This is a genomic window from Coprococcus sp. AM97-35 (assembly GCF_027697525.1).
In the GTDB taxonomy this organism is placed as follows: Bacteria; Bacillota; Clostridia; order Lachnospirales; family Lachnospiraceae; genus Allocoprococcus; species Allocoprococcus comes.
In genome coordinates this window covers 41,832-67,754 of sequence record NZ_JAQESL010000006.1, presented here as the reverse complement: position 1 = coordinate 67,754, position 25,923 = coordinate 41,832, and the positions used below count along the sequence as shown (strand labels likewise).

Below are 25,923 nucleotides of genomic sequence, written 5' to 3'. Positions count from 1 at the left end.
TACTCTTTATTATAAATATTTTTCAACCAATTTCATAGTATAATTTTTATATCTTATATAAGCTTCATGAAATTTACTTTTTTCTATCAACTCACAGCATGGCAAAACTAACTCATTATACATTTTTTCAAACACCTTAACATTATCTTCTGATTTTTCCACTTTTTCTACAATCTCTGGCGCAATTTTATAATATGTAGCAATATCTTCCGGATAGTTTTCTTTTACATATGAATCTCGAAATCCTCTTAAAAGACTAAGTTCATAACAATCATCTGAAAATTCGTCTCCTTTTGCACTCATACATGCTGATGTCAAATAACATCCTCCACTATTATTTTTTCCTGTCGCATCTTTATACAACGGACAATTATGATAATCATCTGACATTACATTAGCACCACAATAATTTGCATATCGTCTTTGTATTGGTGCTCCATCTCCGTCACCACTTGCTTGACATTTATTACCACTCCATACAGATTCTTTAAAAAAAGGACAAATTCCCATACTCTTCCTTCCTCTCTCTCCTTTTTATTTTTGACATTCAGTAGATGTCATTTTTATTCTAGCACAGAATAATTATATTGACAATTAGTGAATGTCAAATAAAAAACGGTAAAGGAATCATCCTCTACCGTGTAATTACTATATGGAGCTTCTATCATCATCAATTATTTTTCGAGTGCCACATCGAGTGCCAATTTAACTCAAAATACATAAAAATATACTAATTTATATTGTCCTACAAAATATATGTATCCTACAGTTTATCGCCATTTATCAAGCTTTTAAAGGAAATGAATGAATATATGAAACAAGCAAACATATTTCGATACCAAGTTTCATTTTCTCTATTTCCTCCTATAAATCCTTTAATTTCAAGGGATCTCAGCATACTTATTTTTGCAAGTGGGTCAGTAACATCAATTCTTCCCATTCTGTTGAAATTTCTGAAATCCTCTTATTCTTTTCTTTACTTCTGCGAATCTGAATTCTACAAATCTGGCTGAGTATAATCCCGTACTTTCTTGGGATATTTCCTTGCCAGGTTCTTTGCCTTTAAAATCTTTTCCCATATTTCAGCTTCTCTCATAAAAAGCCCTAATACAGTACCTTGTATTATACCATAGCATCTTATTTTTGTGAATATTCATTTTCATCTCATCTCCTGTTTGTTCACAAAATCCTTTCCTTATGGTTTAACGTGCGTAGCATACACTTCTATCCGCAATACACACGCTCATTCTTTGTATCAAGTCTGCTACTCGTAAGTAATACAAAATTGTCAAAATGACAATACTGTATTCCAAGACCTGTCATAGTTCATAAATAGTCACCGTGTCACTTTTATCTCTTCTTGTATATAAAATGTGTAACCATAACATTAATAAGTACTAAAGAAAACATTACGCCTACCGTAACATAAATCGGCCAATGAAATGTAAAATATGATAATTTATTTTCCATATAAATCTTTACTCCAGCCAAAGTGGCCATTCCTGCAGTAAACAACATTCCCATCACACACATAAAATAATAACTTCCTTCTGCAAAGAGCATTAATTTCATTTGCTTATCAGTCATCCCGATACTTTTCATAATATCAAATTCTTTTCTCCGGGCGTACATCCCTGTAAATATAACATTACAATAATTGGTCAATCCCGCAATGAATAATATGATACTTACAGCACCTAAGAGGATTCGATTTCCTCTCATATATGTTTCTTTTTGTTGCATCAGATCTGATTTACAGATGACAAAAACTCCTGCTTCGCCGGTTCCTTCATCCATTGATACTTCTGTCATTTCGGATCGTTTCTTATTTTCCTCGGATATCAGCTCGTTGATCTGTGTTTTCACATAAGGTTCTTTTTTCGGATCAGCAGTTAATTCCATTGTTAATATCTTTTTCTCAGTCGGTATCTTTTGAAAACCTTTCTCACTGATAAAATAATATAAGCTGCCTTCTCCATGCCAGGATTGATGTATTTCCGGGAAATTATCGCTTTGCTGGTCTAAATAGCCACATAGGGTAAATGTTTCAGATTCTTTTTGAGGAAATTCGTCTTTCTGTTGTTCCTCTTCACTCTCTGAATTGCTTTGTTCTTTTCTACGAATCGCATCTTCCCTTGAAATCAAAGTTTTAAAATATACCGGTTCACCAATTGCTTTGTCTGCCAGTTTTTGCTGTTCCGGAGTCAGCATATGATCATGTATGATCAGCACGCCATTTCCCTCTTCCAAAGATTCCATATCAATATTGAGTTGATTATCCTGCACGTATTTCTTAAGTAACAAGATTTGATTTTCATCTATAACTTGTACAGTATCCCAGCTAAATCCTTCCACCATATTGTCATTTGTAAGATTCGAGAGTCCCTCGTCATAGGGACGAATTCCATTCTTAGAGATAACCGTAGTTACATAAGCTCCTTCAATCAGATTGGAGTTCTCCCAATCGATACCATCTATCTCATGTAGTTTTTTCACTAATTCTTGAGAAATTGGTGCAAATTCATCATAATCATTGTCATACAACAGTTCCACACCGTCTCCCTGTGTTAACAAAGGATCCGCATCGATTTCTCTGGTTTTATATTCTTCCCCACATCCCTGGCTTTTCCCAAATTCGCTAAACTCTCCTGCCAGCAAAAAATCAGGACGTTTCTCAAGAAGATGCTTATAATCGCATCCATTTGTAAGTACATTCATTAGAATAAAAGACAGAACTCCTAAAAAGATGGAAAGACTTGTAATTATAAATCGTGCTTTATGCCGCGTTATATTTTCCCATGCAATATAAAACATTTCTCCTGTTTCAGAGCGTTTCAACACCGATTTCCCAGGATGTTTTATTTTTCTGTCGCCCATATTTCCATCATAAGTTGCACTCTCAATACAAGATAACTTCGTTATTTTTCTAACAATTCCTTCTGATGCCATCCACAAAATTCCATTTACAAATACAACAGAAAGCAAAAGAATCCACGGTCTGAAAAAGGAAAGTATTGTGTTTCCTCCCATTTCCTGATAAAAATGAACCCCTAATATTTCCGGTATCATTAAGACTAAAATCACTACAGAGAGCAAGCTTCCCAAGACAGAACCTTTTAACATAAGTGACCTCATTTGCTTCCGGTAAATTTTCGTGATTTGTCTTTCTGTAGCTCCAATTGTGTGAAGCAGTCCGAGATTTTGAATATCTTCACTCATGGATATCCAAAGAACATTACGCACAAGAAAATATATTCCACACAAAATACCTAGCGTTCCCAATATCACCAGCTCATATCCACCTGATAATTTAGAAACAGCAGTATATTGTGCTGTATCAGAAACGTATATCTTCTGTTCTGCGCTCTTCATCGGTAATGTCTGATATAATTTTTCTTCTATTTTGCTTCTGCTTAAATGATTGCTCTGACTGAAAAGTAAAGTATAGGAACCCTTTTCCAGGTTTAACTCATTAATTTTGTCATGTGAAATATATCCGGTTGCCAGTTCATTTCCAGAGTCCGTATACCAGCCACATAGTTTGAATGTTTCTTTCGAATGTTCGAACACACCTTTGTATACATCTAAGTTTATTTCCATTCCCTGGTCTGGTTCAAAAATACCAAGTTTTTTCAATGCCCGCTCCGACAATAGAATTTCATCCTTTTTCTGTGGGTAGCTTCCAATCACATTGGTATATGCAGGCTTCAAAAAATTGTTCCAGCTTTCTGAGTCAGCCCATACTACGTTGCATATCGTTTTTGCATTATCCTCTGAAATGTCTGTAGCTTCACCTACAAAAATGCTTTTCCCAACCTGTTTTATATAATCCAGTTGTTTTAATTTTGCATATTGTTCTTCTGTTCCATCTTCTATTCTGCCCGAAGAAGCAGTTCCATTTTCTCTGGTTAATCTTATTTCTTCTGCCTGTATTTTCCCAAAGGAGATTCCGAAGACCATGGTTATAGCAACAATACCGATTACTACTGAGCAAAATAAAATCGTATTTCTTATCTTTTTTGTGCCTGCAAAATTTTTAGCCAGGAATCGGATTATGTCTTTATTGTTATTTGGAATGTTCTTATGAAACATAGTGATACCTCCTAACAATCGTTACAATCTCTTGTATAGATTTTTCCATCGGACATACGTATTACTCTGTCTGCCATCTGTGCTACTTCCTCTTGATGAGTCACGATCAATGTCGTCTGATGGAATCTGGCGGCACAGGATTTCAATAATTCTACGACTTCCATACTTGTAACAGAATCCAGATTTCCGGTCGGTTCATCCGCCAGGACAATTGCCGGTTTCGTTAATAATGCCCGTGCTATAGAAACTCGCTGTTGCTGCCCGCCGGACAGGGTTGATGGAAAACGTTCTAATTTATCTTTTAGTCCTAGTATTTCTATAATCTCATTGAAAAAATCCACATCGATTCCCTTGCCATCCAGTCGCATTGGGAGGACAATATTTTCACGTATACTAAGAGAGGGTATCAAATTATATTGCTGAAATACAAATCCGATATTTCTTCTTCTGAATATCGTTCTTTCTTCCTTGTTAAGATCTTTTAAACTTGTATTTCTAATCCAGACACCTCCAAAATCCGGAGTATCAAGACCTCCTAAGATGTTCATAAGTGTTGTCTTTCCGCATCCGGATGTACCGACAACTGCTATAAATTCACCATCTTCCACAGTCAACGACACACCATCTAAAGCACGCACTTCATATGTATCGGATGTATAATATTTTTTTAGATTCACGGCTTTGATCATATCCATTTTTCTATAAACTCCTTTCGCAGATGCTACCTCTAAATCAGCCATAATCTATTTTACATGGTACATCTTACAAACTTCTTACAGACTGCATATGAAATATCTATACCGGAAGATTCACTTCTATGAGCAACCCGGGCTTCATTTGTGTTGCTTTCATAATCCCTTTTTGTAATAGAACAATCTCTCTGGAAAGATACAAACCAATTCCGCATCCTTCCTGACCTCTTGCCTGTTCACCTCGATAAAATCTTTGAAAAATTTTATTTTCTTCTCCGTCTTTTATCCCGATTCCATAATCTCTTATTTGGATCTTATAAAACATTTCCGTTTGTTTCATTGTGATATCGATCGTACTGTTGCTTTTGCTATATTTGACTGCATTATCAAACACATTATAAAATGCCTCACACATCCAGTTTTTATCATGTTCGCAGATAATTTTCTCTGGCAATTTTACTTGAAAAAAGATATCTTTATCTTCTGCCTTCTTTTGTATTTGCCCTAACGCATTTAAAATAGCCTCAACAAGATTTCCTTTTTGCATATGAACTTGCATGATTCCTTGTTCTAATCGAGCAGTTTTTATAAAGCTTTCCACCAAAAAGCATAACTGTTCTTCACTCGTTCGCAGATCTTTCATATATTCTATATTCAATATTTCCTGCGTTTCATTTAATGACTCTTGCAGCAATTCTGTATAATTTTTTATATTCGACAGCGGTGTCCGTAATTGATGTGCAATCTCAGAAATTAATTTCTGGATCTCATATTGGCTTTTTTCAGCCTCTTTTCTTCTCCCATCCAGCATTTCCTGCAAACGAATTAATTGATTGGCCGTTTTTGAATATAATGTTTCTTTTCCTATATCAAAATCATCTAATTCATTGCCATTTATTAAAGATTCGGCTAGTTTATATATTTTTTTCATTTCATTTGTTCTAAAATGATTTTCAAATAAATATACAACACTTCCACCAAGTATTATCCCCACCAAAAGTACTGTAAATATTACTACCGCCATGCTATTCTCCCATTCTATATCCCATTCCAAATACATTACTAATAACATCGGACGAATCATTTAATTTCTTTTTCAATCTGCTGATCATAACACTAATTGTATTTGGGTCAATGAATTCACTATCTATTCCCCAAATGTTTTCCATTATCATATCTTTTGTAAGAACCTGATTTTGATTCATAATAAAATATTCCAAAAGCTGATATTCTTTGACTGTCAAAAATATTTCCGTTTCTCCAACAAAAACCTGTTTTCTATCAGAATACAAGGTGACTTGTCCGCACATAAAAGTATTTTCATTTGACTTTCTCTTTAAAACAACTTCAATACGTTTTAACAATACTTTTATTGAAAATGGTTTCACCACATAATCATCTGCTCCTGTATCAAATGCTTTTAACATATCTTTTTCATCATCTTTTGCAGTTAAAAAAATTGCTGGGATTCTTCCATTTTTTTGAAGCTCTTGATATAGACTTATTCCATCTCCATCCGGTAATCCAATATCTACGATCAACAAATCTACAGATCTATCTATATTTTTAATTGCTTCTTTTCTTGAACCAGCAAGAATCGTTGTATAACCTTGATTTTGCAAAGATGTATCCAAAGCTTTTCTCAACAAATTGTCATCTTCTATAATTCCTATTACCATACACACCTCCTGATTTTTCTAGAATATAATACAAAAAAAGCCCATTACAATATACATAACACCTCTGCATATTGTAACGGACTTTTTTCAAACCCAGACTTGGTGCAAGCACCATTTCTGATAAAAACCTCGAAAGTTTTTATTCTATGTGCATATATTACCCAATTTCATTCACAAAGTCAATATGTTTTCTACTAAATTTTCAAGTACCTTTTATGTTTTGGATTATTATTTTGCTTCTTAATATATTGTATTACTCCACTAATGAATCTATACGCTTCAGCAATAACCTGATTTTTTTCAAAATACTCTTTGTACTTCAAAACTCTTCCATCTTTTTCACAGAAAAAATGGTACAATTCATCCATTGTTTTATCACGCATATTACGGTTAGCAGCCTCCTTTAAAAGGTCATTATAAACAAATAGAAGTGCTACAAAATCATGAAATGCCGGATAAGCCATATATCTACTACGAGCATGTAAACTAATTTCCTTTTGAGCCTGAGATAATGCATTTTCATACTTAAAGGATAAAGATACATTTTTTCAGTCTCTACTCTCATAAAAACTCCTAAAACATCTGTGTAATTCTTGCGATCTCCATAACTACAATCTTTAGCATCACTCCACCAGACATCACATGAAACCATATCTCACGCATATGCTGTGACTTTGCTATTGGTGCAATAAGTTTCATCCTTTTTTCCTCCTCCATATAAACGACGCAGTGCAAAACTGTAACGCTACAATCCATTCCTGATGCTCTGATTCATCATTCAAATCGTTTCACCCTTTCAACTTATCTGCATTTCCTGTAAGAAATGATCCATATGCTCTTCCAGTAACTTTATCACTTGACTTTTGTCTTCTGCTCCATCATATATGCTATAAAGCAAAAAAATAGATCCATAAAAATCAAGTGCTGTCTGTCTGGCTTTTCCTTCATCGCCCAGCATTCCTGAAAACAAAGCTTCCATATAAGTTAATGGTCCGCTTGCAAGATAATTCTGATATAGCTGTGCCATCTGTGGCTCCCTGTACTGTTCCAATGTCAACATCTTACGGAAACAGCATGAGAACTCTTCCTCTGTCCAATGAAGAAACTGCACCTTTGTGAACTGCTTAATCTTATCAAATGCCGTTTCTTTATACTCGGCTGTAACCTTTTCCGGATCACCCTCCGGCATTTCATACTGCTTTACTCTCTCAATATCCAATTCATTCATTTTTTCAATAATACTGTCCAATATCTCCTGCTTGCTTTTATAATGCTTATACAATGCAGCCTTGGTTACTCCAAGTTTTGAAGCAATATCATTCATGGATGTTCCCATATATCCACTCTGTGCAAATAACTTCAAAGCTTCTTCCAATATTTTTTCCTTTGTGTTCTTTTCTTTGCTTTCCATGTCTATCTCCTAATTTAAATCTGTTATTAAGTTACCTTTTGGTAACTTGTCAAGTAAATTATAAATTAGTGTTTTCTTTTTCCATATCAACGATTGGTGAAATGAAAAAGGCTTTGTCTATCTGCCGAAAATAATATTTTCTATCGTCCGCCTTCACCATCTGGCAGCAATGTAACAAAATAATAAATAATTCCGAATACAGCTATACTTCCCATCATAATACCGATCATCTGATTTACACCTACCACATTTTCATGAAATACCGGATTGCAATCAAGAGTGGCTCTTATCGCTTCAACCATTTCATCCGGATAATGTTTTCTCTCCATCTCCATGAATACTCCGTGAAGCATATGATTCTTAATCAATGAAGTGGCATATGTACTCGGGAGATAAGACAGTGCCTTCTGAAGACCTGATCCAAAATTTGAAATCGGCATATAAGCACCACATATAAAACCATATCCTGCGCTGACAATTGTACCTACAGCCGAAAGCTGTCCCTGTGTTGTCAACGGAAAGCTAATGATACTTGAAAGCGTACTTCCAAACAGGACGAGCAATATCATATCAAATAAAACCCATAATACATCTACTGCATTCAGATACCATCCCATTTTAAGCAGATATCCCAGACATAATACAAACGCAAGTGTATTGACCATCAATGAATTAGCTACTGTTGACAGAAAATATCCCAAATATATTTTTCCCTTGCTGACAGGCGAAACATTAAAATCCTTCCATGTTCCATTTGCCTTGTCCTGCACCATAGTCAGATTCACACAAAATGTTACAGTGATACAGCTCACTGCCATAAGTGATGCTGTCAGTTGTGCTGCCACGGTTCCATTAATGAGCTTATCCGAAATCGTGATCATATCCGGAATCGCTGCTGTAAAAGAATCTCTGAAAACTTTTGCAAGAAACGTAGCATACAGAACAATCAGAATGACGGGGGTGATCATTGATGTAAACAACATACCTTTATCTTTAAAAAACAGTTTCCTGTTCCTGTTCATTAATGCCAATACTGTTCTCATCAATGCTCACCTCCTAGCTTTTTCCCTGTGACTGCAAGAAATACATCATCCATTCCGCCTTTTACTACTTCATAATCCCTGAATAGGTCCTGATGTTCTACAATAAGCTCCGTAGCTTCCTTCGTATTTCTTACTTTTATCTGATATCCGTCACGTATTTTTTTATATTCTCTGTTCAATGACTTTATTTCATCTTCGGAAACACCATAAACAGATACTATATCCTGTACATAATCATTTTTAAGTTCAAACGGTGTACCTTCCGCTGCGATACTTCCTTTGTCGAGAATCACAACATACCCGGCATTAGCAGCCTCTTCCATATAATGGGTGGTTAGAAATACTGTCATATTTTCATTTTTCTGAAGCTTCTCGATAACATTCCAGATTAATTGCCTTGTCTGTGGATCAAGCCCTGTTGTAGGCTCGTCAAGAATCAAAATTTCCGGTCTGTGCAATAATGCACGGGCAATATCAATTCTTCTTCTCTGACCTCCCGACAGCTTACCTACAGGTCTGTTTAAAAACTCGTCAAAATCCAGAATTTCGACCAGCTCCTGTAATCTCTTATCAAAGGCATTTCCTGTAATGCCGTACAAAGCAGCTCTGCTCTTTAGGTTTTCTTTCACCGTTAGCGGTTTATCAAGTACGCTATCCTGAAATACAACACCAAGCATCCTTTTTATCTGTGCGCCGGCTTTGTCAGTTTCTATTCCGTTTACCTGAACCGTTCCACTGTCTTTTTTCAGCAGTCCACAAAGAATAGAAATGGTTGTACTTTTCCCTGCACCGTTTACTCCTAGAAATGCAAACAATTCTCCTTTTTTCACACGAAAGCTCAAATCATTGACCGCTTTTACTTCGCCAAAGCTTTTATTCAAGTGGCTGATTTTAATGATATCTGATTCCATATCTTCTCCTTATATTTTCATTTTTCCTTAAATGCTGCAGCATATGTTGGATTTATCTTTTCTGTTAAAATCCATATATTAAAAAGTAATATGAATGCAAAAATTGTCCACGCCCCTTGGCAGTTACCATTCGGTTACTTATATTGTAGTAACCAATTGGTAACTTGTCAATCTTTTTCTAATCTTCTATCACTTCTATCGGATGAGCATCCGAAACATAAATCATCGGATCATATGAATAAAAAATATATTTTTTTCGCTTGCCGTTTTCGTTCTTCACTTGTTTTGTTATAAGCCATTATCTTTCTTCCGATCTGATTTTTGGTATAGAAATCAAATCGGAGCATGGCGGTGACCGGATATGTGGTATCCCACAATTCTCAAAAAATATCGAAAAAAAAGTGTTGCAACCAGTATGATGATTACAACACTTTGTTCATTCTTATTGTTTAATTCTTTTTGTTGGACCCATTGATGCAAATACCACTTCTCCTATTGCTCATGTCTCCCCTCAAAACATTACATTTAGAAGCATATGACATAATAATTAACCACTACCCCATATTATAAATACCACCCAGAGATACTTATTTCAGACTGATAATCAGATTTTTATTGAATTTATTAATCTATATGTTATGACAACATATCTTTCAGACATGTACTCCGGTAGTCACTCGGTGATATTTTATATCTTTCTTTAAATACTCGGTTAAATGTTCTCTGACTTTCAAATCCACTATCCAGACAAATGTTTGTAATAGAATCACTCGTATTTTCCAAACGCTGGCATGCATAGTTCAGCCTTGCATCGTTAAGATATTGATTAAAGTTTCTATGGAATGTTTTGGAAAAGAGTCTGGATAAAACATATTTGCTCACCCCCAGATCTTTTGCCATCTCTTCCAGCGAAAATTTCTTCTTAAAATTTGCTGATATATAGGAAACTGTCTGGTAAATAAGATCGTTGCTCCCCACATTACTCTTTTCTACCAAATTTAATTTTCCTATACAGCGTGCCAACACAATTTGAAGATATGCCTGTGCAACAGTAATATCCGACTGTTCTGTCTCTAAAATTGCATTTATAACCCTATATACCTCCGGTTCAACCTTTTCCGCTTTGATGATTGGGTATTCAGGAGCCATGGATTGCATGATATCTGCAAATTTGGCTATCGTAAATGGCGATGCAATCAGATAAGTCGCTTTATTTACACCGGGTTTCAGTACCTGATAGTGATGAATAACATCTGGAAATACAAAGCCTATATCTCCTTTTTCCATATGGTATAGTTCCTGTCCGACACCAAGTTCTAATGATCCACTTGTTACACAAACGATCTCCAGTGCATTATGAAGATGTGGTTCAATATGTTTTGACTTCCTATTTATTGCTATGATCTCCTCTTTTGTGTCAACATATTTTAACTGCATGAAATACTCCCCTTTGCAACATTTGTCTATATCTTCTTTCGATTTGGCAAGCAATCCTTTTACACCTATCTTATAATCAACTTGTAAATAAGGAAAGGAGGAATTGCAAATGAGCAACCTAAAAAAATATCTGAATGACCTTTTAGTATTCTACATTGAATATTTTGAGCATCCTTACCATGTATAAATACTAAAAGGACTATTTTGTGAAAACTGAATATTTTCTTAAGGCCATTTCACAAAAATGAAGTGGTCCTTTTTTATTTTCAAAATACAGTTCAATCACTTTATATATAGAAAAAAGCACTGTCTCATCGAGCAATGACCAGACAACGCTTTCTCCTGTCAATTCTAATTTATGTCTGATGCATCTGTTACTTCATCTGCAGCAATTCCTTTTTCTGCTTTCAGTTTTTTATTTGCATCTTCTACATTCATTCTTGAAAGTACAAACATAATCAATACATCAAAGATTAACGGAAGCCAAAGATACATAAACTGCATCATATCAAGTGCAGACTGCGGCTGAGTTGTATTTGTTCCGATATATCCACTGAACTCAAGCAACCATCCAACAACAGCGGTTCCAATACCTCCACCGATTTTTACGCCAAGAGAAGTACAAGAGTACATCGTTCCGTCAATTCTCTTTCCCTGTGTAAGATAAGTGTACTCAGAGCAGGATGCGATAACTGCATTCATATCTCCCTGCCATGGCCCCTGACCTAAGGCTGCAAGAGCTGTAAATGCCATCATCAGCGGAACACTGCCCATATATCCTGCAACAACAACAAGTGCTCTACCGATGACTGCTAAGACATAACCTCTTAAGTTCAGTTTATACATACCTTTCCACTTACCAACTAATGTCGGTGTGAAAATCAGGGCAATGATCAGTGGAATATTTACTGCCCATGCAAATTGTCCAAACAAATTCTTATTTTTCAGTACCCATGTCATGTAATAAATGCCAGCTCCAATCATGGCACCATATAACTGCTGTAAAATATATGTTCCACAAATCATCATGTAATATTTGTTTTTAACAAGAAGCTTGAATGCCTGTACCATTCCGTACTTTTCATTATCATTCTTTACTTCTCCTTCATTAAGTTCTTCCTCAGGAAGTTCCTTAACAGAAAGTGCTGAAATCGTATTTACGACAAGACCAATGATTGCATAGATAATAGCAACCGTTCTCCATGCTGCAGCATCTCCACCACATTTATCTACAAATCCAACTGTAATTGCCTGAATCAGAAGACTTGTTGAAAACGCAAAAATAAAACGGTAAGATCCCATCTGCACACGCTCTTTGCTGTTCTTTGTAATCAGTGACGTAAGTGCTGAATAAGCAATATTGTTTGCTGTATAAAACACACCATTTAACAGTGTGTAAGAGATAAAGAACCATGCATATTTAGCCGTTGTTCCCAAGCTGACTGGTACTGCAAAACAGCAGACCAGCGTAATGGCACAACCAATATATCCATATAGCATCCAAGGTTTCGCTTTTCCCATTTTACTGTGTGTTTTGTCAATCATTGATCCAAAAAATATATCCGTAAAACCATCAAATAGTTTTGATACGGCAATTAGGGTACCTACGACACCTGCAGCAAGTCCTACTGAGTCCGTCAAATAGACCATTATAAAAGATGTCAGGAACGCATAGACTACATTACCTGCAATATCGCCTGATCCATATCCAATTTTGTTATACCATTTCAAATACTTTTTTTCTTCCATCGAATTTCTTTGCTCCTCATCTTCATCGCACTTAGAATTTCAAGATGTCTAACAGAGTATGATGTCTAATTCTAGTTTTTTCTCTGTTTTTGTCTGATTGCTCTGTATATCCGGACTTTACATAACAATCAGACTCTCTTTCCTTGTTTACAGGTTACATGAAACTTTATTATCCCTTTATATACGGTATCAGTGTAAACTGGAACCGGAATAATACATCATCAAATCGGTACTGCTCCAATACAACTGGACCACAACTGTTAGAACCAATGCCATTTAGTGCATAGTCAACACAAAATACTACACTATCTGATTCTGTCAGTTCATAATTATGCGTTTTCTCCTCAAGTTCTTCCTGCGTATAATAAGAAGCATTGAATGAGAAGGCATTTTCCGCAGAGGCCACAATTCCATATCGGCTGTTGTTAAGCTCTACATATTCACAATCATAATGGCTTCCATTTTCCTGTGGGCGAATATAATCCTCATGCAAATCATCTACATTTGCCCGATACAAACCGTGGCTCGCAGCCTGATGTTTGTCACAATAGCTTTCCTGTGGTCCCATTCCAAAGTATCGTGCAGCTGAAAGTTTTTTATCCAGGAACATCCTCACACCAAATCTTGGCAGGTCCGGAAATTCATCATCTTTTGTTACTGCAATATCTGCATCAATCTTTCCAGCAGCTTCTATTTTCCATGTGATCGTCACATCAAGAATCTTCTGTACTGTCTCTGCCACAACGGATGCATGGCTTGTAATTTTCACACCATGCTTTCCCTGCACGACCTCTGTCGTGTAAGCTCTTGTATAAGCTTTATCATAATGGGCTTTCTTCCATTCAGACTTGATGTACATATCATTATCTGTTGGTGCCCTCCAGATATTTAATTCCATCGGGTGGTTCAGATATTCCCGACCTGCGAATTTCATCTCTGTAAAAAGTGCAGTCCGTCGGTCGATTGTATATGCGAATTCACGGCCTTTGATATGAATCTGGGTATCATCTTCACTCACCTGTAATTCAGAATCCGTCACTGTTTTTTCAACCCATTTTTCTGCTAACTGGCATTTGGCATCCTTCTGGCTTACTTCGATCTCATCAAATCCAAGGATATAATCCTCTTCCAGCAGAGGCATTTCTTTTTTCAGGTGATAAGTGAGTTTTAAATAGCATTTTCCATTTTCCGGAACGTTGACCTGCAGGTTTGTTTTTCCTTCACTATGTGGTACCACAGATACTTCATCAAGTTTTCCTTTCCCAATCAAAAGTCCATCCTGTGTCAATTCATAGCTGATTTTCACATAATCTTTCAGATTATCAAAATCCATGTAGTTATGAAGCACCAGTTCTCCGCTTTCTTTGTCATAGGAAATAACCCTTGCCGGGCGATAAACATTCTTGTATTCCAAAAGTCCTGTATGTACCGTTCTGTCCGGATATACTAATCCATCCATACAGAAGTTGCCATCATGAATTTCTTCGCCATGGTCGCCCCCATAAGCATATATAGTCTTTCCATTCTCAGCAGTTCCATGAGCAATCGCATGGTCACACCATTCCCAGACAAAGCCGCCGCACATTTTATCATTATCCTGAATCATCTGGAAGTAATCTTCAAAGTCTCCAGGTCCGTTTCCCATACTGTGACAGTACTCTACCAAAAGGAAGGGTTTGCTTCCATCTTTATCCAGATATTCCTGAATTTCGGAAAGCGCCGGATACATCCGGCTGTACACATCCAGATTGCTGTAATCATATGTTTCATCATAATTACGGTATCTTGCACTCTCATATTGTGTGATGCGGTCTGGATCAAAATTCTTTGTCCATTCCAGTGCTTTTTCAAAGTTGCAGCCATAAGCACTCTCATTTCCCATTGACCACATAACAATACAGAAACGGTTTTTGTCACGTTCCACCATGAGTTTTACGCGATCAACGATTGCCTCTTCCCATGCCGGATCATCTGCAATCATCTCATTCCATCGTTTGAACCGATTGTAATCGGTGTCTTCTTTTCTGTAGATCATAAATGGACCATGAGCTTCAATATCTGCTTCATCTATTACCATGAATCCATACTTGTCACACATTTCATAGAAAAATGGTGCGTTCGGATAGTGGCTGGAACGGATCGCATTAAAATTATGCTGCTTCATTAACGTAAGATCGGTTGTAATCTGTTCCGGATTGATTGTAAATCCAGTAACCGGATCAGAATCATGTCGATTGACACCACGGAATTTAATCTTCTGTCCATTTAAATAAATAACCTGGTCTTTAATCTCTATCTTTCTTAATGCAATGTGATCTACAATTACTTCATTCTCTGTTTCAAGAATCAGTTTATATAGATATGGATTTTCTGTATTCCAAAGTTCCGGACTTGCGATTTCTAATACAGCTGTTCCTTCTTCAGCAATACTTCCTAGTGCTACGACTGCTCCGTTTCTATCTTCAATCGAAATTTTTACATTTAACGGAGAGTAGAATTTCATTTCAATTTCTACTTTCGCAAGCATATCCTCAATTCTTGTTTTAATATGATAATCACTGATTGCCTGTTTTGGGCGTTTCAAAATGTACACATCCCGGAAAATACCACTCATACGGAATTTGTCCTGATCTTCCAAATAGGAACCATCACACCACTTCATGACCAGAACCGCTATGCTGTTCTCTCCGTCCCGAAGGAGGTCGGTGATATCAAACTCACTGGTCATATGAGAAACCTGGCTATACCCTACATAAGAGCCATTGATCCATACATAAAAGCAACTGTCTACTCCTTCAAAATTCAAGAAAGCTTTTGGTGCATTTTCATCTTTGTGATAAACAAAGGTATGTGCATATGTTCCACATGGAATATCCTGTGGTACATACGGTGGATCAAATGGGAACGGATACCTGATGTTTGTATACTGATGTGTGTCATATCCTGCCATCTGCCATACACTCGGAACCTGAATCTCATCAAAATTTTCTGTATCATAATCTTTCTCAAAGAAGGATTCCTGAACATCATAGATACTGTTAAAATACTGGAACTTCCAAGTTCCGTTCAATAACTGCATTCGGTCTGACTCTTCCCTGTGCTCCACCAGGTTATCCATTCTTTTGGATGCCGGAATAAAATAGGCTCTGGCTGGCATTGTATTTTCATGCAGTACGCTTAAATCCTCATAATAACGTGGTACAATCATAAATAACTCTCCTTTAATACATATACATTTTTTTGCACTTTGTTTTTCCACAGCAAACCTTGTCTTTTACTTTTATGTTTACTCTTCTCTGTTTTGCTATATATATCTTATCCTAATCTGCAAAACATGTCTATGAATTGGATTAGACAAAATATGCACTAAATGATACAATAACAAAAAAGGAAAAGAGGTGCTACCATATGTATATGAATACCGGTTATTTAAACCACTCCCATATGGATTTCAAAGACAAAAGTCGCCCACTGGTTGTAGGAAGTTGCGGTACTTACCGCCTTTCCAGCCATCCAAAGTTACCAACCTACCGTCCAAGGGGACGCCTGGATTATCAGATTATCTATATCACTGCTGGTTGTGGGCATTTTCATTTTGACAATATGGATAACGAAACGATTGTCCCCGCCGGTAATATTGTACTGTACAGACCGAAGGAACTTCAGAAATATGAATATTATGGAAAAGATAAGACAGAAGTATACTGGATTCATTTTACAGGCAACAATGTAAAAAATATCCTACGGCAATATGGATTCCCGGATAAAGAGCGTGTATTTCAGGTCGGAACCTCTATGGAATACGAACAGATTTTCAAGCGTATTATCATCGAACTTCAGCGTTGCCAAGATAATTATGAGGAAATGCTTGTCCTTCTGCTCCGTCATCTTCTTATCATCTTTCATCGGGAACTGACCAGGGAACATATCTCGAAAAATGAATACCTGGATCACGAGATGGATAACGCAGTTACCTTTTTCAGTGAAAATTATAACCAGAATATTAGCATAGATGATTATGCTGCCTCACGTGGAATGAGTGTCAGCTGGTTTATCCGAAACTTCAAAAAATACACAGGTTCTACACCAATGCAGTTTATTGTGGGAATCCGAATTAACAATGCCCAGATGTTACTTGAAACAACAACCTATTCCATCAATGAAATTTCTAAAATCGTCGGGTATGATAATCAGCTTTATTTCAGCCGGCTTTTCCACAAGCTGAAAGGATATTCCCCAAGAGAGTACCGAAAGATAAGAAACAAGTTCTAAAATCCACAATATCATAAATCCAGTTTCCCCTCCAAAAGAGGATGCCACGGAATCATCAAATCAACGATTCCATGGCATCCTCTTCTCTCTTTTTGCTATTCTTATTTTACAAACTCAACCGAATAATAATACATATAGATAAATTCATGTTCTGAAAAGCAACCTGCTGTTGACATACCCTGTTTATGAAAGCTGCGAATTGCCTTCTTATTAAGATGACGCTCCATAAGAACCTGACTTAGTTCCTTGCCCGACCGCATTTTATGCCACTTTCGGATGCACTCCCTGCAGCATGTTGCCGGATTGTGTCCAACCCTTTTTTCAGATTCGTGATTTTTTCAAAATCCGGCTTTATAATCAAAAAAGTACTCATCTCAGACACCTAGTACCTTTTACGCAAAAAAACCAGATACCATTTTCGAATGATATCTGGCTTTTCTCTTCTTATACATCTCTTATCAGTCTTTCGTTTCCATAATAACAATCCGACCATTTACAAAACTGATCTTCACTTCATCATCCACAAACTGGTTGCTCACCGTCAGACTGTCGCACGGCATCAGATCATGATGATTGAGCGGCCATTTCGTACCCTCCAAACTGAAATCATAAATCTCGCCTTCCAAAGAAAATACAGAAAGATATGGTCCGTATGCTTCTGACTTTTTCAGCACACAGGATTTATTCGTTACCCAGATTTTATTTTTCTCATCCAGAATGCAGGCATTTACTCCGGCATCACATGCCACACTAAGTGTCTGGACATTCGCCCACAAATGATCGATTCTTCCACCGGTTGCCCCAAGAAGGATCATCTCTTTGCTTCCCAGTGTAATTCCCAGCCGAAGAGCAATCTCTGTATCCGTCGCATCCTTAACCGGATTATATTCCCGGATCGGAATATTCGTCTCCTTGCGATAGTAATCAATCACCTTTGGATCAATACTGTCAAAATCCCCAACAATATACTGAGGCTCAATCTTATGGTTATACAGATACTCAAGCCCCTTATCTACTGCGATAATATAAGCCTCCGGATTTGCTTCAAGAACCTTCTCTGCAAATCCCTCATCAAGCATTCCCCCACTGATAATGACTGTCTTACTCATAATTCTTTAAAATCTCCATCAATTCTCTTGTGTTTTCTCCTGCATTCCCTTTGAATACAGCTGATCCCGCAACAATCACATTTGCTCCCGCATCCAGTGCCTCTTTCACATTGAATGCATAAATTCCTCCGTCAACCTGAATATCAGTCTCAAGTCCACGTTCATTCAGCATTGCCCTAAGTGTTCTGACCTTATCCAGCATCTCAGAAATCAGCTTTTGTCCGCCAAATCCCGGATGGACTGTCATCACAAGGAACATATCCACTTCACCAAGGAATTCCTTCAGGACCTCCACCGGTGTATCCGGTGAAATTGCCAGTCCTGTCTTCATGCCACACGCTTTGATCTTGTCCAGAGTCGCACGTATATCCTTGCATGCTTCATAATGTACAGTAAGAATATCCGCTCCTGCCTCTGCAAATGCTTCCACATAACGGATTGGTTCCGTAATCATCAGATGCGTATCTATCACCTGCTTTACCGCCGGTTTGATTGATGCAAGCACAGGCATTCCAAAAGAAATACTCGGTACAAACACGCCATCCATCACATCAAAATGTAAATATACCGCTCCATTTTCCTCTGTCTGGCGGATACCTTCTTCCAGATTACAAAAATCTGCCGATAAAATAGATGGTGATAATTTATATTCCATTTTAGTTTAGTACCTCCTTTTTTCCTTCTGTTCCAGTTCCCGATACATCTCACAATAATCTTCATACCGCACCGGATGCACTTTTCCCTCTTCCAGAGCCTCTTTTACCAGACACCCCGGTTCACTGATGTGATTACACCCCTGAAACCTGCAGCCTCCCTGATACTGATCAAACTCCGGAAAATAATATTTCAATTCTTCCTTGCCAAAATCATTGGTATACAGTGACGAAAATCCCGGTGTATCCATGATATAGGAATCCTCGTCGATCGGGATCAGTTCTGAATGGCGGGTAGTATGTTTTCCCCGCTCGATCTTTCTGCTGATACTTCCTGTCTCCATATTGACATTTTCCTGAAGACAGTTGATCAGAGAGGATTTTCCAACTCCTGAAGGTCCAGCAACAGTTGTTGTCTTTCCTTTTAGTGCCTCTTTAATCTCCAGAATATTTTCTCCTTCTCTGGCACTTGCAAAGATCACACGGTACCCACAAGCCTCATAAGTCTTCTCCAGAGACTCAATTTCCGGCTCATCTGCAATATCCTTCTTGTTGAAACAGATAATAACCGGAATCTCCTGCCGCTCCATCATAACCAGAAACCTGTCCAGCAGATTAAAATGCGGATCCGGCTTCTTCACTGCAAATACAACCAGTGCCTGATCAATATTTGCCACTGCCGGTCTGATCAGTTCATTCTTCCTTGGAAGGATCCGGATGATATTACCGGTCTTCTCTTCTGCATCTAAGATCTCATATTCTACCAGATCTCCGACCAGTGGTTTAATCTTCTCCTTACGGAAAATTCCTTTTGCTTTACATTCATAAATGACAGATTCTACTACGTCATAAACGTAGTAGAATCCTGCAATCCCTTTTATAATTCTTCCCTGCATAAAACAGTCCTTTTAATTTCCTGTATTGTTGCCGTTATTTGAGTTGTTACCGGAATTATTGCTGCCCGAATTGTTACTGTCGGATCCACTGCTTGCCTGTGAGCCATTGCTTACATACAGTGTGATCGCAGTTCCTACATCTACCGATGTACCTTCTCCCGGATCAACTTTTACAACTTTTCCAGATGGTTCTGCACTGTCAATATCAACTTCTGTATAAGTCAGATTTCTGGCATTCAGTGCTGAAATCGCATCTCCAAGTGTCTTTCCTGTCAGAGTTGGTACCTTCACCTGATCTGCAGGCTTTGGTCCTTTGCTGACAACATAACTCACACTTGTTCCTTCAGCCACCTTCGTTCCGGCATCTGTGCTCTGACGGATAATCATACCTTCTGCATAATCATCTGAATATTCTTCACTGCTCGTTCCGCCATCGGACAGTCTGCTTGCACTCAGTGTAGATACCGCATCATTTACATACATTCCCACAATTGGCGGAACTGACACCTTATCCGGCTGTTTTTCACCTTTACTGATATACAGTGTGATTTTAGAGTCAGCAGATACCTCTGTTCCCTCTGCCGGATCAGTCCTTGTTGCTTTTCCACTTTCAACATCACTGCTGTATTCACTGGTAACAGTAATGTTCTTGCTCGTAAAGCCCTGTTTGATCAGTGCTTTCTTGGCTGCATCTTCATTCATTCCCTCTACACTCTGGATCATGATCTTTTCCGGTCCTGAACTTATTACAACCTTGATCACCGTATTTTTCTTGACTTTCTTTCCTGCTTTTGTCTTCTGCTCAATAATCGTACCTGTTGCCTTATCTGATGCTTTCTCGGATTCTACTTCCAGCTTCAGCTGCTTCTTTTCGCACATCGTCTCTGCAACATTCTGCGGCTGTCCAACCAGATTTGGCACTTCAATCTCATTGGAAACTGAAATCTGACTGTCTGAACGCTTACCGAACACACCTGCTGCTTTGCCGATCAGGAAAATCAGCGCAAATGCAACGATCACTGCAACTGCAGCCATGAGGATCTTCATCATCTTGTTCATCTTCGGATCTACGCCATTTTTACTGTTACCGCGTCTGCCCCCGTTATAATTATCCTCTTCGTCATCCTCATCATAGTCATCATTTTCGTCATATTCTTCATCGTCATAGCCATCATCATACTCTTCGTCATCATAACCATCGCCCTGACGCTTTTTCATACGTGCCATCCGCTCCGGCGAGATCATCACCGTATCTCCCATACTCCGGATCGGAACCATATCTACAAATTCGCCACTCGGATCGACCAACGCCCTCTTCAAATCCTGGATCAGTTCTCCGGCACTCTGGTAACGTCTTTCCGCGCTCTTCTGTGTACACTTGAGAATAATCTTCTCCAGCGCCGGATATAAATCCGGTGCATACTCAGAAGGCGGGGTAATATTCTCCTGTAAATGCTTCATTGCAACCGAAACAGTAGAATCGCCATCGAAAGGAACCCTTCCGGTCACCATCTCATACATGGTGATACCTGCAGAATAGATATCACTCTTCTCATCACAATAGCCACCCCGTGCCTGCTCCGGAGATACATAGTGTACCGATCCCATTGCACTGGTGCTGACTGTCTGCGATGTTGTCGCCTTTGCAATACCAAAATCCGTAACCTTTACCTTTCCTTCTTTGGAAATGATAATATTCTGCGGTTTGATATCTCTGTGTATGATGTGATGATTGTGAGCTGCCTCAATACCGGTACACATCTGAATTGCAATACTGATCGCTTCCTTGGAAGAAAGCTTTCCTTTTTTATGCACATATTCTTTCAGAGTGATTCCTTCTACCAGCTCCATGACCATATAATAGAGTCCTCGATCCTCCCCTACATCATATACATTGACAATATTCGGGTTCAGAAGCCCTGCTGCTGCCTGTGCTTCTGACCGGAATTTCTTTACAAAGTTTTCATCTTCCCTGTATTCTTTTTTCAGGACTTTCACTGCGACATATCTGTTCAGCATACAGTCCTTCGCCTTATATACATCCGCCATTCCACCGGCTCCGATCTTGCTCAGAACCTGATAACGGCCACTTAAATAAATCCCGTCTTTTACCATATACTCACCTCATCAGAAAACGGTTCTGCAAGAACAACACTGATATTGTCATTGCCCCCGTTCTCATTCGCCCGGTCAATCAGATTCTGACCGGCTTCTACGATATCTCTTGCCCCTTTAACTATCGCAAAAATTTCTTCATCCTCTATCATATTACTGAGTCCATCGGAACACATCAGGATGATATCTCCCTTTTTGAGGCTGAATTCATAAAAATCCACCTCTACATCCTCTTTTACTCCAATTGCTCTGGTAATGATATTCTTATCCGGATGATGTCTTGCCTCTTCCTCATTGATTCCTCCCAGACGAACCATCTCTTCTACCAGGGAATGGTCTCTGGAAAGCTGCCTGATATCCTTATTCAGCAGATACAGACGGCTGTCACCTACATTTATAAAATAAAGTGTATGATCGATCACAGTTGCCGCAACCAGAGTGGTTCCCATCCCCTCCAGATTAATGTCTTCATCTGCTTTCTCGATCAGCTTGTGGTTCGCTGTCTGAGCCGCATCTTTTAAAATCTCTTCCGGCCCATCCTTTAATGTATGCTTCAGTTCTTCTTTCAGAACTTCCACCGTATATTTTGACGCAAAATCGCCTGCCTTGTGTCCACCCATTCCATCGGCTACTACCAGAAGATTCGGCAGCGTACCTAATGACTCATCTGTGGCAAACACGTAATCCTGGTTCATTTCACGTTTTCTTCCAACATCTGTCATAGAAAATATTTTCATATTTTATACTCCTTGCATCGTCTTGCGCCGTAACTGTCCACAGGCTCCGTCTATATCTGAGCCCATTTCTCTTCTTATAGTAACATTTATCCCGTTTTTTTCAAGTTTATTTTTGAAATTCTCGGCACTTTTTTTGTCCGGTTTTTCGTAGTTTCTCTCCTTGATCGGGTTCACCGGAATCAGGTTTAAATGGCAGTTTCTGTCTTTTAAGATTCCCATCAGCTCTTTTGCATCCTCCGGTGTATCGTTTACGCCGTGAACCAGGCTGTACTCAAAAGTGATCCTCCGTCCGGTTTTTTCAAAATAATAATCACACGCTTCCAGAACCTCATGAAGCTCGTATTTATTTGCCACCGGCATCAGCGATCTTCTCTTTTCCTGGTTGGAACCGTGCAGGGAAAGTGCCAGCGTGATCTGCAGCTTTTCTTCTGCAAGTCTCCGGATGTTCGGTACAATTCCACAGGTAGACGCCGTGATATTTCTCTGGCTGATATTGAGCCCGTGCTCATCACTGACCATGTGAATGAATTTCAGAAAATTGTCATAATTATCCAGCGGTTCTCCAGTTCCCATGATCACAATATTAGAAACTCTCTCGCCAGTGATCTTCTGGATCTGGTAAACCTGTCTTAACATCTCTGACGGTGTCAGGTTTCGTTCCAGCCCGTCCAGTGTTGATGCACAGAAACGGCATCCCATCCGGCAGCCAACCTGCGAGGAAATACATACCGAATTGCCATGTTTATATTTCATCAGAACACTTTCTACCATATTCCCGTCTTTCAGGCAAAACAGGAATTTATTGGTCCCGTCAATCTTTGAAATCTGTCTTTTTTCCATTTCGACTCTTCGTATTTCGTATGCTGCTTCCAGTTTCTGGCGTAAAGTTTTTGGAAGATTGGTCATTTCTTCAAAATCATCCACCAGCTTTTCATGGATCCAGGAATAAATCTGTCGACTGCGGAATCCTTTTTCTCCAATCGCCAGCATTTCTTCCTGTAACTCTTCAAATGAATACGAAGCGATATCTTTTTTTTCCATTATCTGCCCCTCCGGATAAATTTAGCAATATAGAAACCATCGGTTATATCAGACGGGAAAATCTGTTTCTCCCATTCCAGGTCAAATTCCGGATGTTTTTCGGCAAACCATCCGGCGTTTTCCTCGTTCTCTGTCCTGCTGATCGTACAGGTGCTGTACATCAGTGTTCCCTCCGGCTTCACATATCGGCAAACCGCATCCAGGATCTCTCTCTGAAGTGCTGCAACTTCAGTCTCCGTCTCCGGGTTCATCTTATACTTCAGATCGGTCTTCTTCGCAAGAACACCAAGGCCGGAACACGGAAGATCCGCAATCAGAACATCTGCTTTTTCCTCAGAGTCCGCATCGAAGCAGGTTGCATCCTGCTGTACTGCACGGATATTTTCAAATCCCATCCGTGAAATATTTTCCCGAATCAGCTCTACCTTCATCTCTGTCAGATCCCTTGCCTCTACCATACCTGTCCCATTCAGGACCTGTGCCGCATGGAGCGCTTTTCCTCCCGGTGCCGCGCACACATCCAGTATGTAATCTCCTTCTTTGATTCCTGCCTGTTCTGCTACCATGATCGAAGCTGCATCCTGTACCTGGAATTTTCCTTCCCGGAACGCCGGGATTGCTGCCAGATAATCATAGCCTGAGATCAGAAGCGCAGACGCAAGAAGCGGATGTTCTTTTACCTGAATGCCTTCTCCTGTCAGCTCTCTGATCAGCTCTTCTTTGCTGGTTGCATTTCCATTGATCCGGATTGTTGTTGCACGTTCTTTATAAAAACCTTTCAGGATGTATTTCGTCTTCTCTTCTCCATAATCTCTCACCCACATACGGATGATCCATTGTGGCATGGAATACTTTATTGAGAGAAATTCTTCTGTATTCTCCGGATACGCAATCTTATCAATGTTTCGCGCGATATTTCTAAGTACCCCATTTACAAATCCCCGCAGGTTCTTAAAGCCTTTCCGGATAGCAAGGTTGACTGCTTCATTGCATGCTGCCGAATCCGGAACCTGATCCATGTATTTGATCTGATAGACCGCACAGCGCAGGATATTGCGGATCACCGGTTTCATTTTTTCTGTCTTTACTTTTGAAAACTGGTTGATAATATAGTCCAGTTCTATCCTCCGCTCTGTTGTCCCTTCTGCAAGCCTGGTCAGAAATGCACGGTCCTGCTTGGACAGATACTGATATTTTTCCAGCACCTGTCTGAGCACGATATGACTTTTCTCTCCACGCTCGATTTCCAGCAGGATCATCAGTGCAAGTTCTCTTGTACCTACTCCCTGGTTATTCGTCGTCATTTCTTCTTCCTCCTGTCAGGATCAGTATTCTTAAAAGCTGCAGAAGTGCAGATGCTGCACTCGCCACATAGGTAAGCGCTGCCGCTGTAAGAACACTTCTCGCCTCACGTACTTCTGATTCATATAGCATGCCTGAACTTTTCAGGATTTTAAGTGCTCTTCCCGATGCATTAAACTCTACCGGAAGCGTGATGATCTGGAACAGCACTGCCAATGAAAACATCAGGATTCCAAGATTGATAAACAATGTAGACATTTCTCCTCTGATAAATAATCCCATTATGATCAGCGGCCATGAAATCCCGGATCCAAAATTCGCCACCGGAACAAGTGCTCCGCGTATTGTCAGCGGTACATAATGCCTTGCATGCTGGATCGCGTGTCCACATTCATGTGCTGCAACTCCAAGTGCCGCAACCGATGTCGAACCGTAAGTGGAATCCGAAAGCCGCAGTACATGGTTCGCCGGATCGTAATGATCGGTCAGTTTTCCACTTACTCTCATCACCTGTACATCATAAATCCCTTCCATCCTGAGGATCTGCTCCGCTGCCATCGCACCGGTGATCCCGGCGTGGTTGCGGACCTGATCGTACCTGGCGTAGGTGGAATTCACTTTGGCGGATGCAAGGGCGCAGATGATGACGCCGATGATGACAAGGAAATAAGTTGGATCAAAATAATATGGGTAGTACATGTTTGCCTCCTTGTTGAATAAGGGTCCGCCCGGAAGCGAAAGATATTCGCACGCAGGCCCGCTCGCGCTTAATCCGGAAACGCAG

At 39.1% G+C, this 25,923-nt stretch carries 23 protein-coding genes and 1 pseudogene; 1 reads left to right on the top strand and 23 read right to left on the bottom strand.

Annotation, left to right across the window (positions count from 1 at the left end; genetic code table 11):
• Nucleotides 1-9: 9 nt before the first annotated feature.
• The 14 genes from PG840_RS07080 to PG840_RS07015 all read right to left on the bottom strand — a co-directional run bounded on the left by PG840_RS07080 (nucleotide 10) and on the right by PG840_RS07015 (nucleotide 16,222).
• On the bottom strand, nucleotides 10-510 hold the full coding sequence (locus PG840_RS07080) for a hypothetical protein (RefSeq protein ID WP_055246372.1): 501 nt from the start codon (nucleotides 508-510) through the stop codon (nucleotides 10-12).
• Between the two features lie 416 nt (nucleotides 511-926).
• Nucleotides 927-1,079 (bottom strand): hypothetical protein, encoded by a 153-nt coding sequence (locus PG840_RS07075; RefSeq protein ID WP_195196425.1) that lies wholly within the window; start codon nucleotides 1,077-1,079, stop codon nucleotides 927-929.
• 271 nt (nucleotides 1,080-1,350) lie between these two features.
• Nucleotides 1,351-3,636, bottom strand: a complete 2,286-nt coding sequence (locus PG840_RS07070) for an FtsX-like permease family protein (protein ID WP_270613457.1) — start codon at nucleotides 3,634-3,636, stop codon at nucleotides 1,351-1,353.
• A gap of 467 nt (nucleotides 3,637-4,103) precedes the next feature.
• Entirely contained in the window at nucleotides 4,104-4,787 is a 684-nt protein-coding gene (locus PG840_RS07065) for an ABC transporter ATP-binding protein (RefSeq protein ID WP_270205309.1), read from the bottom strand.
• A gap of 100 nt (nucleotides 4,788-4,887) precedes the next feature.
• The gene (locus PG840_RS07060) at nucleotides 4,888-5,808 is read right to left on the bottom strand and encodes a sensor histidine kinase (RefSeq protein ID WP_270205308.1); all 921 of its coding nucleotides are present in this window, start codon (nucleotides 5,806-5,808) and stop codon (nucleotides 4,888-4,890) included.
• Between the two features lies 1 nt (nucleotide 5,809).
• Entirely contained in the window at nucleotides 5,810-6,463 is a 654-nt protein-coding gene (locus PG840_RS07055) for a response regulator transcription factor (protein ID WP_270203273.1), read from the bottom strand.
• 194 nt (nucleotides 6,464-6,657) lie between these two features.
• Nucleotides 6,658-6,846 carry a hypothetical protein gene (locus PG840_RS07050; RefSeq protein ID WP_270205307.1) on the bottom strand — a complete coding sequence of 63 codons (189 nt, stop codon included), beginning with the start codon at nucleotides 6,844-6,846 and terminating at the stop codon, nucleotides 6,658-6,660.
• 190 nt (nucleotides 6,847-7,036) lie between these two features.
• A complete protein-coding gene (locus tag PG840_RS07045) occupies nucleotides 7,037-7,162 on the bottom strand; it encodes a hypothetical protein (protein WP_270205306.1) in 126 nt (41 codons plus the stop codon).
• A gap of 97 nt (nucleotides 7,163-7,259) precedes the next feature.
• The gene (locus PG840_RS07040; RefSeq protein ID WP_270205305.1) at nucleotides 7,260-7,874 is read right to left on the bottom strand and encodes a TetR/AcrR family transcriptional regulator; all 615 of its coding nucleotides are present in this window, start codon (nucleotides 7,872-7,874) and stop codon (nucleotides 7,260-7,262) included.
• A gap of 140 nt (nucleotides 7,875-8,014) precedes the next feature.
• Entirely contained in the window at nucleotides 8,015-8,917 is a 903-nt protein-coding gene (locus tag PG840_RS07035) for an ABC transporter permease (RefSeq protein ID WP_270205304.1), read from the bottom strand.
• On the bottom strand, nucleotides 8,917-9,828 hold the full coding sequence (locus PG840_RS07030; protein ID WP_270205303.1) for an ABC transporter ATP-binding protein: 912 nt from the start codon (nucleotides 9,826-9,828) through the stop codon (nucleotides 8,917-8,919). The genes PG840_RS07035 and PG840_RS07030 overlap by 1 nt, the downstream gene beginning before the upstream one ends.
• 636 nt (nucleotides 9,829-10,464) lie before the next feature.
• Nucleotides 10,465-11,265, bottom strand: coding sequence for a helix-turn-helix transcriptional regulator (locus PG840_RS07025; RefSeq protein ID WP_270205302.1), 801 nt, complete (start codon nucleotides 11,263-11,265; stop codon nucleotides 10,465-10,467).
• 351 nt (nucleotides 11,266-11,616) lie between these two features.
• Nucleotides 11,617-13,014 carry an MFS transporter gene (locus tag PG840_RS07020; RefSeq protein ID WP_270205301.1) on the bottom strand — a complete coding sequence of 466 codons (1,398 nt, stop codon included), beginning with the start codon at nucleotides 13,012-13,014 and terminating at the stop codon, nucleotides 11,617-11,619.
• A gap of 169 nt (nucleotides 13,015-13,183) precedes the next feature.
• Complete coding sequence (locus PG840_RS07015; RefSeq protein WP_270205300.1) at nucleotides 13,184-16,222, bottom strand: glycoside hydrolase family 2 TIM barrel-domain containing protein; 3,039 nt, start codon at nucleotides 16,220-16,222, stop codon at nucleotides 13,184-13,186.
• Between the two features lie 200 nt (nucleotides 16,223-16,422).
• Between PG840_RS07015 and PG840_RS07010 the strand changes: the two genes are divergently transcribed.
• Nucleotides 16,423-17,286, top strand: coding sequence for an AraC family transcriptional regulator (locus tag PG840_RS07010; RefSeq protein WP_055145504.1), 864 nt, complete (start codon nucleotides 16,423-16,425; stop codon nucleotides 17,284-17,286).
• 101 nt (nucleotides 17,287-17,387) lie between these two features.
• On the opposite strand, the pseudogene PG840_RS16935 reads toward PG840_RS07010, so the two are convergent.
• The 9 genes and pseudogenes from PG840_RS16935 to PG840_RS06965 all read right to left on the bottom strand — a co-directional run.
• Nucleotides 17,388-17,594, bottom strand: a pseudogene (locus tag PG840_RS16935) (DUF4186 family protein); the annotation flags it as partial.
• A 150-nt stretch (nucleotides 17,595-17,744) separates the two neighbouring features.
• Nucleotides 17,745-18,395 (bottom strand): thiamine diphosphokinase, encoded by a 651-nt coding sequence (locus PG840_RS07000; protein ID WP_008372144.1) that lies wholly within the window; start codon nucleotides 18,393-18,395, stop codon nucleotides 17,745-17,747.
• A complete protein-coding gene (gene rpe, locus PG840_RS06995; RefSeq protein ID WP_055157431.1) occupies nucleotides 18,388-19,050 on the bottom strand; it encodes a ribulose-phosphate 3-epimerase in 663 nt (220 codons plus the stop codon). Before rpe ends, PG840_RS07000 begins: the two co-directional genes overlap by 8 nt.
• Nucleotides 19,051-19,056: 6 nt before the next feature.
• A complete protein-coding gene (gene rsgA, locus PG840_RS06990; protein WP_008372146.1) occupies nucleotides 19,057-19,944 on the bottom strand; it encodes a ribosome small subunit-dependent GTPase A in 888 nt (295 codons plus the stop codon).
• Between the two features lie 12 nt (nucleotides 19,945-19,956).
• Nucleotides 19,957-22,059: a Stk1 family PASTA domain-containing Ser/Thr kinase gene (gene pknB, locus PG840_RS06985; RefSeq protein WP_270205299.1), complete on the bottom strand. Its 2,103-nt coding sequence runs from the start codon at nucleotides 22,057-22,059 to the stop codon at nucleotides 19,957-19,959.
• Nucleotides 22,053-22,796 carry a Stp1/IreP family PP2C-type Ser/Thr phosphatase gene (locus PG840_RS06980; protein WP_022220921.1) on the bottom strand — a complete coding sequence of 248 codons (744 nt, stop codon included), beginning with the start codon at nucleotides 22,794-22,796 and terminating at the stop codon, nucleotides 22,053-22,055. Before PG840_RS06980 ends, pknB begins: the two co-directional genes overlap by 7 nt.
• Before the next feature lie 3 nt (nucleotides 22,797-22,799).
• Nucleotides 22,800-23,837, bottom strand: coding sequence for a 23S rRNA (adenine(2503)-C(2))-methyltransferase RlmN (gene rlmN, locus PG840_RS06975; RefSeq protein WP_055157425.1), 1,038 nt, complete (start codon nucleotides 23,835-23,837; stop codon nucleotides 22,800-22,802).
• Nucleotides 23,837-25,141, bottom strand: a complete 1,305-nt coding sequence (rsmB, locus tag PG840_RS06970) for a 16S rRNA (cytosine(967)-C(5))-methyltransferase RsmB (protein ID WP_270205298.1) — start codon at nucleotides 25,139-25,141, stop codon at nucleotides 23,837-23,839. The genes rlmN and rsmB overlap by 1 nt, the downstream gene beginning before the upstream one ends.
• Nucleotides 25,128-25,838, bottom strand: a complete 711-nt coding sequence (locus PG840_RS06965) for a zinc metallopeptidase (RefSeq protein WP_055157421.1) — start codon at nucleotides 25,836-25,838, stop codon at nucleotides 25,128-25,130. Before PG840_RS06965 ends, rsmB begins: the two co-directional genes overlap by 14 nt.
• Nucleotides 25,839-25,923 lie beyond the last annotated feature (85 nt).